Origin of the sequence: Bradyrhizobium sp. SZCCHNRI20481 (genome assembly GCF_032485055.1) — a bacterium.
Taxonomy (GTDB): Bacteria; Pseudomonadota; Alphaproteobacteria; order Rhizobiales; family Xanthobacteraceae; genus Bradyrhizobium.
This window is the reverse complement of the sequence record NZ_JAUEUE010000001.1, coordinates 142,185-155,621: the sequence shown is the minus strand read 5'-3', so window position 1 is coordinate 155,621 and position 13,437 is coordinate 142,185. Positions and strand designations below refer to the sequence as shown.

General features: G+C 67.2%; 8 protein-coding genes. 3 read left to right on the top strand and 5 right to left on the bottom strand.

Features of this window, described 5'->3' with window-relative positions:
• Positions 1-33 precede the first annotated feature (33 nt).
• Together QX132_RS00810 and QX132_RS00805 are read left to right on the top strand one after the other, a co-directional pair.
• Positions 34-1,161, top strand: coding sequence for a pyridoxal phosphate-dependent aminotransferase (locus tag QX132_RS00810; protein ID WP_315780599.1), 1,128 nt, complete (start codon positions 34-36; stop codon positions 1,159-1,161).
• A gap of 249 nt (positions 1,162-1,410) precedes the next feature.
• Positions 1,411-2,577 carry a trans-sulfuration enzyme family protein gene (locus QX132_RS00805; RefSeq protein ID WP_316159854.1) on the top strand — a complete coding sequence of 389 codons (1,167 nt, stop codon included), beginning with the start codon at positions 1,411-1,413 and terminating at the stop codon, positions 2,575-2,577.
• Here QX132_RS00805 and QX132_RS00800 read toward each other — a convergent pair whose 3' ends face one another.
• Together QX132_RS00800 and QX132_RS00795 are read right to left on the bottom strand one after the other, a co-directional pair.
• On the bottom strand, positions 2,578-3,936 hold the full coding sequence (locus QX132_RS00800; RefSeq protein ID WP_316159853.1) for a peptidoglycan DD-metalloendopeptidase family protein: 1,359 nt from the start codon (positions 3,934-3,936) through the stop codon (positions 2,578-2,580).
• Between the two features lie 105 nt (positions 3,937-4,041).
• On the bottom strand, positions 4,042-4,728 hold the full coding sequence (locus QX132_RS00795) for a peroxiredoxin (RefSeq protein WP_316159852.1): 687 nt from the start codon (positions 4,726-4,728) through the stop codon (positions 4,042-4,044).
• 514 nt (positions 4,729-5,242) lie between these two features.
• On the opposite strand from QX132_RS00795, the gene QX132_RS00790 reads away from it, so the two are divergent.
• A complete protein-coding gene (locus tag QX132_RS00790) occupies positions 5,243-8,953 on the top strand; it encodes a DUF3971 domain-containing protein (protein WP_316159851.1) in 3,711 nt (1,236 codons plus the stop codon).
• 52 nt (positions 8,954-9,005) lie between these two features.
• Here QX132_RS00790 and QX132_RS00785 read toward each other — a convergent pair whose 3' ends face one another.
• The 3 genes from QX132_RS00785 to tyrS all read right to left on the bottom strand — a co-directional run bounded on the left by QX132_RS00785 (position 9,006) and on the right by tyrS (position 13,421).
• Entirely contained in the window at positions 9,006-10,703 is a 1,698-nt protein-coding gene (locus tag QX132_RS00785; protein WP_315737798.1) for a methyl-accepting chemotaxis protein, read from the bottom strand.
• Between the two features lie 149 nt (positions 10,704-10,852).
• Entirely contained in the window at positions 10,853-12,112 is a 1,260-nt protein-coding gene (locus tag QX132_RS00780) for an MFS transporter (RefSeq protein ID WP_316159850.1), read from the bottom strand.
• Positions 12,113-12,167: 55 nt separating this feature from the next.
• Positions 12,168-13,421, bottom strand: a complete 1,254-nt coding sequence (gene tyrS, locus QX132_RS00775) for a tyrosine--tRNA ligase (RefSeq protein ID WP_316159849.1) — start codon at positions 13,419-13,421, stop codon at positions 12,168-12,170.
• Positions 13,422-13,437 lie beyond the last annotated feature (16 nt).

Here is a 13,437-nt window from a genome sequence, read left to right as displayed (position 1 = left end):
CGGTAGCTTGAGCGCATCACTCGGAGCTCAGCCATGCCGCACGTGCCCAGCCGTTTCCCGTACAACGACATCATCAGCTTGACCTCGCAGCCGGTCCGCTACGATCTCGCCGAGAGCATCGGCCCGGATCTTGGGCTTGACGAGCTGCTCGCGGACGGGCTCGGCGACGCGCTGACGGATGTTGTGCTGAGCTATGGTCCGACCGAAGGCCACCTCGAGCTGCGCGAGCTGATCGCCGCGCGACACGGTGTCGGCGCTGACGACGTCATCACCACCGTCGGCGCCATGCAGGCGCTGTTCCTGACGGCCTTCGTTCTCAGCGCGCCCGGCGCGGAGGTCGTGATCGGACGTCCTGCGTTTCCCAACGCGCGCAACGTGCTTGCGTCGGTGGGCCTGCGCGTTCTCGACCTGCCGCTGCATTTCGATGACGGCTATCGTCTCGATGTCGGCCGCCTGCGCTCGTTGCTGACGGCGCGGACGCGGCTGGTCAGCCTGGCCTCGCCGCAGAATCCGTCCGGCGTGGCGCTGTCCGATGCCGAGCTGCGCGAGGTGCTCGCGGCGATGGACGAGATCTGCCCCGATGCGTTCCTGCTGGTCGACGAGACCTATCGCGAGGCCGTGCATGGCGAGGCGGAGCCGCGTCCGAGCGTCGTCGCGCTGGATCGGCGCATCATCAGCTGCGCGTCGTTCTCGAAATGCCATGGCGCGCCGGGCATCCGCACCGGATGGGTGATCACGCGGGACGAGGCGCTGCGCGCACAGCTCGTGCTCGGCAAGTTCAACACCACGATATCGAACTCGGTCGTCGATGAGGCGATCGCGCGATCGATCCTGCGGAATCTCGACGGGATCATGGGCGAGCGGCGCCGTCATCTTGCCGAGGGTCTGGCGCGCACCGCCGGCTTCGTTGCCGCCCATGCCCGCCTGCTCGAATGGATCAGGCCGGATGCGGGCGCGCTGTGCTGCATCAGGCTCAGGCGCGAGATGTTCGAGGACGCGGCGGTGGCGCGCTTTCATCGCGAGCTGGCCGAGCGCGAGACTCGCGTCGGTCCGGGATCGTGGTTCGGCGACGAGGCGCGGGTATTCCGTCTCGGCTTTGGCGTGCTCGCGTTGCCCGAACTCGACGAGGCGCTGCGGCGCGTCTCACAGGCGCTGAAATAGGCGTCCGTTATGGCGGTCGATCAGCCGTCATTGCGAGCGAAGCGAAGCAATCCAGGGCTGCGAGTGCGACTCTGGATTGCTTCGTCGCTTCGCTCCTCGCAATGACGGTGCCCCAAGATGACCTTTCGCCAAGCGGCGGGCCTCTTCTCAGTTGGATCGGTCACTCCCCAGTTTCGGTTATCGAAACCGACCCCCTGACCTCGCGCATTTGCGTTACGATGGCTGCACGCATTGTCTCACGAGGTGTCCATGCACGATCTCACCCGCTGCGTTCAGCATCCTGCCGTGTCGCATGACGGCTTCACGTCGCTGGCCGTTCCCACCTATCGCGCCTCGACCATCGTCTATGACGATCCGCAGGACTTTGCCGGGCGCGCCGCGCGCGGCCTCGACGGCTACACCTATGGCCTGCACGGCACGCCGACGACACGGACGCTGGAAGCGCAGATCACCGCGCTGCATGGCGGCGAGCGCACGGTGCTGGTGCCGTCCGGACAGGCCGCGGTCGCGATCACGATGCTCGCCGTGCTCAAGCCCGGCGACACCGTGCTGATCCCCGATCACGTCTATCCGCCGGTGCGGCATCTGTGCGCCAATTATCTCGCCTCGCGCGGCATCGCGCATCGCGTCTATGATCCGCTGATCGGCGCCGGGATCGCCGATCTCATCGACGCCAGCACCAAGCTGGTCTGGCTGGAGTCGCCGGGCTCGGGCACGATGGAGGTGCAGGACGTGCCGGCGATCGCGCGGGCCGCGCGGGCGCGGGGCGTGCTCACCGGTTGCGACAACACCTGGGCGAGCCCGCTGCTGTTCAAGCCGCTGGCGCATGGCGTCGATTTCGCAGTGGAGGCGCTGACCAAATATGTCGGCGGTCATTCCGACCTGCTGCTCGGCTCGATCACGGTTGGGGATCTCGGCCTGCGCAAAGCGCTGAAGGAGGTGCTCGGCGTGCTCGGCATCGGCGTCTCGCCGGACGAGGCGGCGCTGGCGCTGCGCGGCATCGAGACGATGGGCGTGCGCATGGCGCATTCCGGCCGGGTCTCGCGCGAGTTCGCCGAGCGCCTGCAGGCCGCGCCGGCGGTCGCGCGCGTGCTGCATCCGGCGCTGCCGTCCTGTCCCGGCCACGAGATCTTCGCGCGCGACTTCAAGGCCGCGAGCACGGTGTTCAGCCTGGTGATCAAGCCGGAGTTCACGGTGCGAATTAATCCGGCGCTCGGCCATGTCCGCCTGTTCGCGATCGGCGCCTCCTGGGGCGGCACCCACAGCCTGATCGCGCCGATGGATGTGGTCGCCGACCGCACGGTGCGGCCGTGGAATGCCGCGGAAGGATTGGTGCGGCTCAGCATCGGACTCGAGGAGCCGGGCGAACTGTGGGACGACCTGTCGCGCTTTCTGGATGCGCTGGTGGCGGGCTGATCAGCCAGCGCTCAACCTGATCCCCGCGCGCAAGAATTTCTGCGGGTCGACGGCTTCGCCGTCGATGCGGGTCTCGTAGTGCAGATGCGGGCCGGTCGAGCGGCCGGTCGAGCCGACCTCGCCGATGATGTCGCCGATCTTCACCTGCTGGCCGATCTTGACGTTGATCTCGGAGAGATGGCCGTAGCGGGTGGAGAGGCCGTTGCCGTGATCGACCTCGACCATGCGGCCATAGCCGCCGGCCCAGCCGGCATTGACCACCTTGCCGTTCGCGGTCACGCGAACCGGATCGCCGGTGGCAGCACGGAAGTCGAGACCGGTATGCATCGCGGGGCGGCCGACGAACGGATCCGAGCGCACGCCGAAGCCGGAGGTGAACTCGACCTCGCCGATGACCGGCTTGCGATAGGGTACCAGCGACAGCGCGCGGTTCATCTTCTCGACCTGGGCGCGGGTGATGCTGATGCGGTAGAGCTGACGCTCGAACGGACCGGATTCGGCGCCGAGCTTGACCGGCACGAACGGGCCGCCCATGCCGCCCTTCGGCGCGGCCGCCTCGATCTGACCCATGTCGAGGCCGAGGTCGGTGATGACGCCGCGCATCCGCCGCAGCTTCGATTCCAGCGTCTCCTCGGCCGAGGACAGCATCGCGATCTGCCGCGCCTCGACCTGGTCGAGCGAGCGCGTCAGCCGCGTCAGCACGCTGTCGACGCCGGCGAGCTTGGTCGATGGGTTCGGCTGCGCATTCGCCATCACGGGGCTGCGCGATTCGAGCCGGGCCTCGCGATCCGGCGGCGCGGTGAAGATCACGGTGTCGCTGATCGGCGACGGTTTTGGCGCGGACGACGCCGACTCGGTTGCCGCGGGTCCGCGTGCCGGCAGACGGATCGAGCCGGTCACGTCGGGCATGCTACCCAGCGCGGTGGCGCGACCCTCGAGCGCGGTCTGGCGCTTCAGAATCTGGTCGAGCTTCTGGTCGAACTGTTCCTGGTCGAGCAGCTGGCGGCTGGTGGCGCGGTCGACCTTGGCGCGCAGCTCGGCGATGCGGTCCTCATAGGCGTATTGCATCTCGGCCTGGCGCGCGATCAGCCGCGTCAGCACGTCGTCGCGGAAGGCGAAATAGGTCGCGGTCGCCGCCGACCAGAGGCCGAGCAGGCTGACGGTGCCGACCACGATCCAGAACACCACGGGGCCGATGCGCACCTGCTTGCCGGCATGCACCAGCGTGTAGTCGCTCTGCGATGCGGCCGCGACCTGCGCCGGATGGCTGACGGGTGCACGCCGATGGTGGTGGGCGTGCCCGCGATCATGAGGATGGTGCTGGGGATATTCGGCGTGATGGCCGGAACGATACGACATCGGCACTCCCGCGCCGGCCGGAGATCGTCATTCCAGCGGCGTCATTTACGGGAGCGATTTGACCTCTGCATGGTTAATTTTCCGCCAACGCCGTCAGGCGCATTCTCAGAGCGTGCGCGTCGCCGCCAGCACCGCATCGGCGTGGCCGTCGACCTTGACGTTGCGCCACACTTTGGCGACGCGGCCGTCGGCGCCGATCAGGATGGTGCTTCGGATGATGCCGAGGAACTTGCGGCCATAGAGCGACTTCTCGCCCCAGGCGCCGTAGGCCCCCAGCATCTCGTGCGTCTCGTCCGAGATCAGGGGCACGGCGAGATCGTGCTTGTCGCGGAAATTGTCCTGTGCCTTGACCGAATCGGCGGAGACGCCGAGCACGGCGGCGCCGGCGGCGGCGAAGTCCTTCGACAGGCGGGTGAAGTCGATCGCCTCCTTGGTGCAGCCGGGCGTATTGGCCTTGGGATAGAAGAACAGCACGAGCTTCCGGCCGGCATAGTCGGCCAGCGAGACGGTTCCGCCGCCATCGCGCGGCAGCTTGAAGGCGGGCGCCTTGGCGCCCTCGGCGAGGCCCGTTCCGGCCGCAGCCGGCGTCGCGGGCTTGGCCTTCGCCGCCCCGGTTTTGGTGGGCGCGGCTTTGGTCGTCGCGGTCTTGGCGGAGGTCGTCTTGGCGGCTTTCGTCAATGTCGGTTTGGCCGTCTTCTTGGTGGCCTTCTTGGCCGCGGTGGCAAGCCGGTTCCCGTCAATCGCCCCGTAGGACGCCGGGTTGGAGGATTTCTTTTGTGATTCCTTTGACATACGCCTTCCTTTCGTCGCTTTCGGCGGCTCAAAAATGAAAGTATCTCGGTTCTTGTCCGGTGTCCCGGGATCGATCTGGCATCCGTGCTTCGCGGCGCGCAGGGGATCACGCCTCTTGCGATGAAGGGAAGATCATGGCTACCAGCAGGCGTGAGCACCAGCGCAGTCGAGCACAGTGCAATGACGACTCTCGTACCGTCCGGATCAGACGCTCCACCAAAAATTTCGTCCGGCGGTGGAGCGGCGCCGGTCCGCTGGCGCGAGCAGGTGGGCAAACCTGACGGCGGTGGGGTATGGTGACGGGGATTTCGCGCGTCGTCCGCGCCGCCGGCGTACCGCCGGCAGGCGTGTTGACAGCTCCCGCCGAAGCGTGACGGGATCATTGGGGGATCGGGCCCTGCCGGCAGTGAGCACGCGCGCTGCGTGAACGGGCGGGGCTACACCGGCGACCAACCTGGCCGAGGCCAGATTGGCACGAAATATTTCGGACACGAGGGGCCGGCACCGAGAGGCAATGGCAAGACAGACATCACCCCACCGGCCCCATCTGCAAGCGGACACCCAGGGCCAACAGTGGGATGAGGCCGACTGGGATGTGGCCGACCAGTACGAGGCCGCCGCCGAGCCCGACGAGAGGGCCGGGCAGCGCGGCCGCCGCCTGTTGTCGCGGTCCGATTCGGGCGAGAGCACCGGTCGATTCGGCGGATCGCGCCCGCGTGTGCCGGGCGGCCGCATGGTCAAGCGGGTCGTCGTCACCTTGGCATCGCTGATGCTGCTCGTGGGGCTCGGCTTCGCCGGCCTGTGGCTGCGGCTGGGTGCGGGCCCAATCAGCCTCGATCTGGCGACGCCGTGGCTCGCGGCGGCGATCGAGGACAATATCGGCCACGGCAACACCGTCGAGGTCGGCGGCACCCAGATCGAGCGCGCCGGCCGGATCCGGATCGCGGTCCGGATCCGCGATATCATCGTGCGCGATCAGGATCACGCCATCGTCGCCAGCGCGCCCAAGGCCGAGGTGCGGCTGTCCGGCGCTGCGCTGCTGATGGGCCAGCTGCGCGCCGAGAGCCTCAAGCTGGTCGACGCCGAGCTCGCGATCCGCATCACGCCGGACGGCACCGTCACCGTATCGACGGGTGAGACCAACAAGCCGCTGGCGACGGGCGTCGCCTCCAAGCGCGACGCCGGCCTGCCGCCGACATTCCCGCGGCCGGGACAGGCCGCGCCACCGCCCAATGCGCCGGGACCGCAGGCCGGCTCGCAGCCGTCAGCACCGACCACTTCGACTTTGCCTGCGACTGCCGCGCCGGCCGCTCCCCAGAACGGCCTGCTGGCCGGCCTCGACTGGCTCGACAGCCTCAGCCTGACCGGGCTCGATGGCCAGAACCTGAACGAGATCGGGTTGAAGAACGGCGTGCTGGTCGTCGACGACCAGCAGCGCGGCAACAAATGGACGTTCGAGAACATCAGCCTCAGCCTGCGCCGGCCGTCCGGCGGCGGGGTGGCGCTGAGCCTCGGCGAAGAGGGCGCCAAGCCGTGGCAGCTGCGCATTCTGGTCGGGCCGCAGGCCAACGGCGTGCGCACGGTCGACATCAAGGCTGACAAGGTCTCCACCAGCAACATCCTGCTGGCGATGCGCCTCAAGGATCTCACCTACATGGCGGACCTGCCCATGAGCGGCGAGATCAAGGGCGAGCTCGCGCGCGACGGGCTGCCGACCTATCTGCGCGGCAAGATCAACATCGGCGCGGGCAAGATCATCGACACCGATACGCCCGACTATCCGATGGCGATCGACTCCGCCGAGATCAGCATGGAATGGGATGCCGGGCGCCGCGTGCTGGTCGCGCCGTTGAAGGTGATCTCGGGCGCCAACCGCGTCACGCTCAACGCCAATCTCGAGCCGCCGAACGACACCGCAAACGACTGGCGGCTGGGTCTCAACGGCGGCACCATTCTGCTCGGCGCCATCGAAAACGAGCCGCCGCTGATCTTCAACCGCATCTCGATCAACTTCCGCTTCGACACCGAGGGCAAGCGCGTGCTGCTGACGCAGGCCGAGGTGTCCAACGGCGAGATCGGCGTCGCCGGCACCGGCAGCGTCGAATATGCCGGCGAGCCGCGGCTGAAGCTCGGCTTCGCGGCGACGCCGATGCCCGCGCTGGCGATGAAGCGGATCTGGCCGGCGCTGATCGTGCCGGAGGTGCGGGCCTGGATCATCGAGCGCATCGAACGCGGCTCGGTGCAGCGGATCGATGTCGCGGTCAACTCGCCGACGCGCAACCTGCCGCGCAAGGGGCCGCCGATTCCCGACGATGGTCTCGACGTCAACATCGTCGCCACCAATGTCACCGTGCATCCGGTCGACGGCCTGCCGTCGGTGCGCGATGCCGACGTGAAGGCGCATGTCACCGGCCGCACCGCGACGGTGACGATCGGGCAGGGCGTCGCGGATACGCCGGCCGGACGCAAGCTCAACTTCTCCGACGTCGTGTTCGAAGTGCCGGACATGGCGCCGAAGCCGTCGCCGTCGCGGGTACGCATGCGCGTCGAAGGTCAGGTCGCCGCTGCCGCCGAGATCCTCGCCTCCGACCGGCTCAACGATCTGTCGTCGATGCCGATCGATCCCAACCAGACCAAGGGAACGTTCCAGGCCAGCGTCAATCTCGCGATGCCGGTCAAGGGCGAACTGACCAAGGCCGACACCAGTTACGCGGTCACGGCCGATCTCAACGGCTTTGCCGCCGACAAGCTGGTGATGAACCAGAAGCTCGAGGCCAACACGCTCAAGATCGTGGCCAACACCGCCGGCTATCAGGTGAAGGGCGACGTCAAGATCAACGGCCAGCCGGCCACGCTCGACTATCGCAAGCCGACCGAGGGCGACGCCGACATCAAGATGCAGGCGATCCTCGACGATGCCAGCCGGGCCCGGCTCGGCATGGATCTGGGCACCGCGATCACCGGCAACGTGCCGCTCAAGCTCAATGGCAAGATCGCGGGCTCCAGCGATCGCGACAGCCGCATCGGCGTCGAGGCCGATCTGACCCAGCTCAAGCTCGACAACCTGCTGCCGGGCTGGGTGAAGAATCCGGGCAAATCGGGGAAGGCTACCTTCAACGTTGTCGCCAAGCAGCAATCAACACGCTTCGAGGACATCAGCATCGAAGGCGGCGGCGTCTCCATCAAGGGCTCGCTGGAAGTCGACCAGAACGGCGACCTGATGAACGCCAACTTTCCGACCTATTCGCCGTCGGAAGGCGACAAGACGCAGCTCAAGGCCGAGCGCGGCCAGGACGGCGTGCTGAAGCTGTCGATGCGTGGCGACGTGTTCGACGGCCGCGGCTTCCTGAAGTCGGCGATCTCGGGCACCAACAAGGACGCCGACAAGAACAAGGCGCGCTCGAACCTCGACTTCGACGCCGAGGTCAAGCTCGGCGCCGTCGCCGGCTTCAACGGCGAGGCGCTGCGCAGCGTCGACGTCAAGCTCTCCAGGCGCGGCGGTGCCTTCAAGAGCTTCAATCTCAGCGGAAAGGTCGGCCGCGACACGCCGGTGACGGCCGACCTGCGCATCGGCCGCGAGGCGCCCAGCGCCGATCCGCGGGCACGCCGCCAGGGCCGCGAGGTGATCTATCTGGTGACCAATGATGCCGGCGCGCTGCTGCGGTTCGCCGACACCTATTCCAAGATGGCAGGCGGCGAGCTGGAGCTTGCGATGGAGCCGCCGACGGCCGACACCAGCCCCAAGGAGGGCCTGGCGATCGTTCGCAACTTCACCGTCAGGGGTGAGCAGGCGCTGGACCGCGCTGCCTCAGGCGCCGCACAGGGCGCCTCGCAAGGCATCGCCTTCACCATGCTGCGCGCGGAGTTCACGCGGCAGAACGGGCTGCTCTCGATCCGCGACGGCGTGGTCAAGGGACCGACGCTCGGCCTGACCATCGAAGGCAGCATCGACTACAACGTCAACCAGGTCCGGGCTTCGGGCACGATCGTGCCGTTGTACGGGCTGAACAACATGTTCAACCAGATCCCGATCGTCGGCCTGTTCCTCGGCGGCAGCAATGAGGGGCTGTTCGGCGTGACCTACGAGGTCGTCGGCACGCCGAGCCAGCCGGTGGTGCGCATCAATCCGATCTCGGCGATGCTGCCGGGCGTCACGCGCAAGATCATGGACTTCAACACCGGCAGGCAGCAATACCCGCCGGCGGAGCTGCCGCCGAACAATTGACGCTGCTGGCCGCGTCAGCGTTTGGCGACGCCATTGTGGCGGATCGAAGCGGTCAGGCGGCTCTGACGCCCGCAAGGAAGGTGTCGACCTCGCGGGAGAGCTGCTCGGCCTGCTTGGAGAGGTTGCCGGCGGCGATCAGCACGTGGCCGGCGGCGCTTCCGGTCTCATTGGCCGCCGTCGAGACGCCGCCGATGTTGGCGGTGACCTCGCGGGTGGCCTGCGCCGTCTGGGTGACGTTGCGCGCGATCTCCGCCGTGGCGGTTCCCTGCTCCTCGATCGCCGATCCGATCGTCGCGGCGATCGCCGACACCTCCTCGATGGTCAGGGTGATGCCGTCGAGCGCGCCGACCGCTTCCCTGGTCGCGTTCTGGATCTGGGCGATGCGGTCGCCGATCTCCTGCGTGGCCTGCGCGGTCTGGCTGGCCAGGCTCTTCACCTCCGCCGCGACCACGGCGAAGCCGCGGCCGGCTTCGCCGGCGCGCGCGGCCTCGATCGTGGCGTTGAGCGCCAGCAGGTTGGTCTGGCCCGCGATGCTGGAGATCAACTCGGCAACGTGCTCGATCTGCTTGGCGCCGTCGGCCAGTGCGCGAACGATCCCGTCGGTGTGGCGCGCGCTTTCGACGGCGCGTCCGGTGACCTCGGCGGATTGGGCGACCTGACGGCTGATCTCGGTGATCGACGAGGTCAGCTCCTCCGCGGCGGTGGCGACCGTCTGCACGCGCGAGCTCGCTTCCGTCGCCGCGGAGCTGACGGCGGTGGCGCGCGCATTGGTGCTCTCTGCCGTGCCGGTCATCGATTTTGCCGTCGCCTCGAGCTCTCCGGCGCCGGACGCCATCAGGGCGACGAGCTGGCCGACGGAGGCATCGAAGCGGTCGGCCATCGCAATCAGCGCGTCGCGCTTGTCCGCTTCGCTGCGCTGCTTGGATGCGGCCTGCTCCTGCTCCAGCATGCGCGCGGTGATCGCCGTCTTGCGCAGCACCTCCAGGGTCTCGGCCATGCGGCCGATCTCGTCGCCACGCTCGGTCTCGGCCACCGGCTGCTCGAGCCGCCCGCCGGCGATGTCCTGCATGCGATCCTTCAGCCGATGCAGCCCGCCGACCACGTTGTGCGAGATCAGGAAGGACAGGAGGCCGAGCAGCACGAGCAGCGCCGCGCCGATCCCCGCGAGCCGCATCAGCAGTGCATAGACGTCCGCCTCGATGTCGTCGACATAGAGCCCGTAGCTCATGACGATGTTCCACGGCGCGAAGCTGCGGACGAAGACGACCTTCCTGAGCGGCTCGGTCTGGCCGGGCCGGGGATAGAGATAGGACGTCGTGCTGCCTTCGGGTTTCTGCTGCGCAGCCTTGATCTGCGCATCGGCGATCATGACGCCGTTGGCGTCCTTGGTGCCGAGGATCTTGCCTTCCAGCTTCTCGTTGGCGGCGTTCAGAAGAAGCGCCGAATCGGACGCGTTGTAGGCGATCGGATATCCCTGGCCGTTGTTGAACGTCATCCGACGCGCAAGATAGCGGAACTTGTTCTTGGCCTCGTCCACCGACATCTTTCCTGCCGCGACCTCCGTCTGCAGCGTCTCCGCGAGGCCGTAGACGAGGTCGACCGCCGTATGCATCTGGGTGATGCGGTCCTCCAGCATGCGCGCGCGGCTGAGCCAACCGGAGACGGCCACGATCGCGATCACCGTTGCGATCGCAAGGATCACCATGCTTGCAAGCTTGGTGCGGAACTTCATGCGGCTGAGCAGTGTCACGGCGTCCTCTTCGTTGTTGTTGCCGGAACAACTATCATCAAGCTGCTTACTAATCATGAATGCGGATCTGTCGAGCCGAGTCCACTATGTGGACTGACGCGGCAATCAGGCGCGTCCCAGCACATCGTGCGCGGATGGCCCGACCGCAACTACGTGCGGAGGGAAGGAACCACGAGGAACGGGATCATGCCGATGACGACGCTCACAAGCGCGAGCAGAATGACGGCACCGTAGCCGTGGGTGAGATCGTGGATGACGCCGCCGCTCCACGATCCCAGCGCGGATCCGAGCCCGCTGCCGATCGTGATGGTGCCGTAGATGGTGCCGAGCCGCCTGCCGCGGAAGATCTTCATCGCGGTGGCCGACAGGAGCGGTCCGCGCGAGCCGATCATGCTGCCGAAGCAGACGACGAAGCCGGTGAGCAGGAAGATGTTCGGCGAGAATTGCAACGCCCACAGCATCAGGATTCCTGCGATCGATACGGCGTAGGAGAACAGCACCGACGGCCGTCGGCCGATCAGCCCATCGAGGGCCGAGACGCCGAGCATGCCGAACAGCAGCACCACGCCCGAGAAGCCCCAGGCGGTGGCGGCCTGCAGCGGCGCGAAGCCGGTGTCGATCAGATAGGCGACGACCTGCGGTGCGATGGCATACATGCCAACGGCGGTGAAGAAGAAGGTCGAGAACAACGCCCAGAAGGCGTGATGGCGCAGCGCCCGCGACAAGGTCCAGGCATCGTCGGCGAGTTCGTCGGCGACGGGCCTGGTGATGTGGGGCGCGCCGGCGGCAAACAGCCGCCAGGGCAGCAGCGCCAGCGGCACCAGCAGAATGAAGGCGGCGGCACCGAACGCCTGATATGTGCTGCGCCACCCGATCGCGTCGATCAGCAGTTGCGAGCCCGGCAGCAGGATCAGCACGCCGGCGCCGGTGGCGGAATAGATCACCGCCATCGCGGTCGGCAGCTTCTTGCCGAACCAGCGGCCCAGCAGGATCGAGTTGGGGACGTTGCCGATCAGCGCGATGCCGATGCCGACGCACAGGCCGATGCTGATCTGGAATTGCCACAGCGCCTGCGCGTGCGCGACGGCCGTGAACGCTGAACCAAGCAGCAGGAGGCCGAGCGCATAGACGGCGCGTGGTCCGGAGTGGTCGAACAGCCGCCCGATCAGCGGAGCGGCGAGGCCGCCGGCGAGCGCCGTCAGCGAATAGATCGAGACGACCTCGGAACGATCCCAGCCGAAGCTGTCGGAGATCGGCTTGAGAAAGACGGTGAAGCTTTCTCCCAGCCCGCGGCCGATCACCGACAGCGCAAAGCAGAGACCCAGCACCACGAACGCCATGCGCACTCGTGGTGGAGCTGTCGGGGTTTCCTCGGCTTGCGCAGGCTCTCGCGGCGCGCTGATCGTCATGCCGTCAGGGAGCGCCTTTCGGCCTTCCCTGACAAGCAGGCAAAAACGAATGCGGCTATGCAGGCTTGACCAGCACGTGGCGCTTCTTGCCCAGCGACAGCTTGATCACGCCCTCGCTGGTCAGTGCAGCCGGCGTCAGCGCCATCTTCTCGTCGGTGACCGCAACGTCGTTGACGCGCAGGCCACCGCCCTTGATCTGCCGCCGCGCCTCGCCGTTGGAGCCGACGAGGCCGGCCTTGACGAAGGCGTTGAGCACGCCAAAGCCAGCGTCGAGCTCGGCCTGCGGCACCTCGACCGTCGGCAGGTTCTCGGCGATGGCGCCTTCCTCGAAGGTGCGGCGGGCGGTCTCGGCAGCGGTGCGCGCCGCCTCTTCGCCATGCAGCAAGGTGGTGGCCGCATCGGCCAGTGCCTTCTTGGCCTCGTTGATCTCGGCGCCCTGCAGTGCAGCGAGCTTCTCGATTTCGGACAGCGGCAGCGTGGTGAACAGCTTGAGGAACTTGACGACGTCGGCGTCCTCGGTGTTGCGCCAGTACTGCCAGAAATCATACGGGCTGCACTGGTCGGCATTGAGCCAGATCGCGCCCTGCGCGGTCTTGCCCATCTTGGCGCCGGACGCGGTGGTCAAGAGCGGCGTGGTCAGCGCGAACAGCTGCTCGGTGCCCATGCGGCGGCCGAGCTCGACGCCGTTGACGATGTTGCCCCACTGATCGGAGCCCCCCATCTGCAGCCGGCAGCCGGTGCGCCGCGCCAGCTCGACGAAGTCGTAGGCCTGGCAGACCATGTAGTTGAACTCGATGAAGCTCATCTCCTGCTCGCGCTCGAGCCGCAGCTTGACCGAGTCCATGGTCAGCATGCGGTTGACCGAGAAGTGCCGGCCGATGTCGCGCAGCATCTCGATCCATTTCAGCTGCGTCAGCCATTCGGCATTGTCGAGCATGATGGCGTCGGTGGCGCCATCGCCGTAGCGCAGCACCTTGGCAAACACGCCGCGGATCGACGCCTTGTTGGCCTCGATCTCCTCGACCGTGCGCATCGCGCGGGTCTCGTCCTTGCCGGAGGGATCGCCGACCATCGTCGTACCGCCGCCCATCAGGGTGATCGGCTTGTTCCCGGTCTGCTGCAGCCAGTACAGCATCATCATGGTCAGGAAGTTGCCGATGTGCAGCGAGCGTGCGGTGCAGTCGTAGCCGACATAGGCGGTCGCCTGGCCCTTGGCGGCGAGGGCATCCAGCCCCTCGAAATCCGAGCACTGATGAATGAACCCGCGGCTCTGCAGCACGTTCAGGAAATCAGACTTGAAGCCAGTCATTGTCGGCGACTCTGAG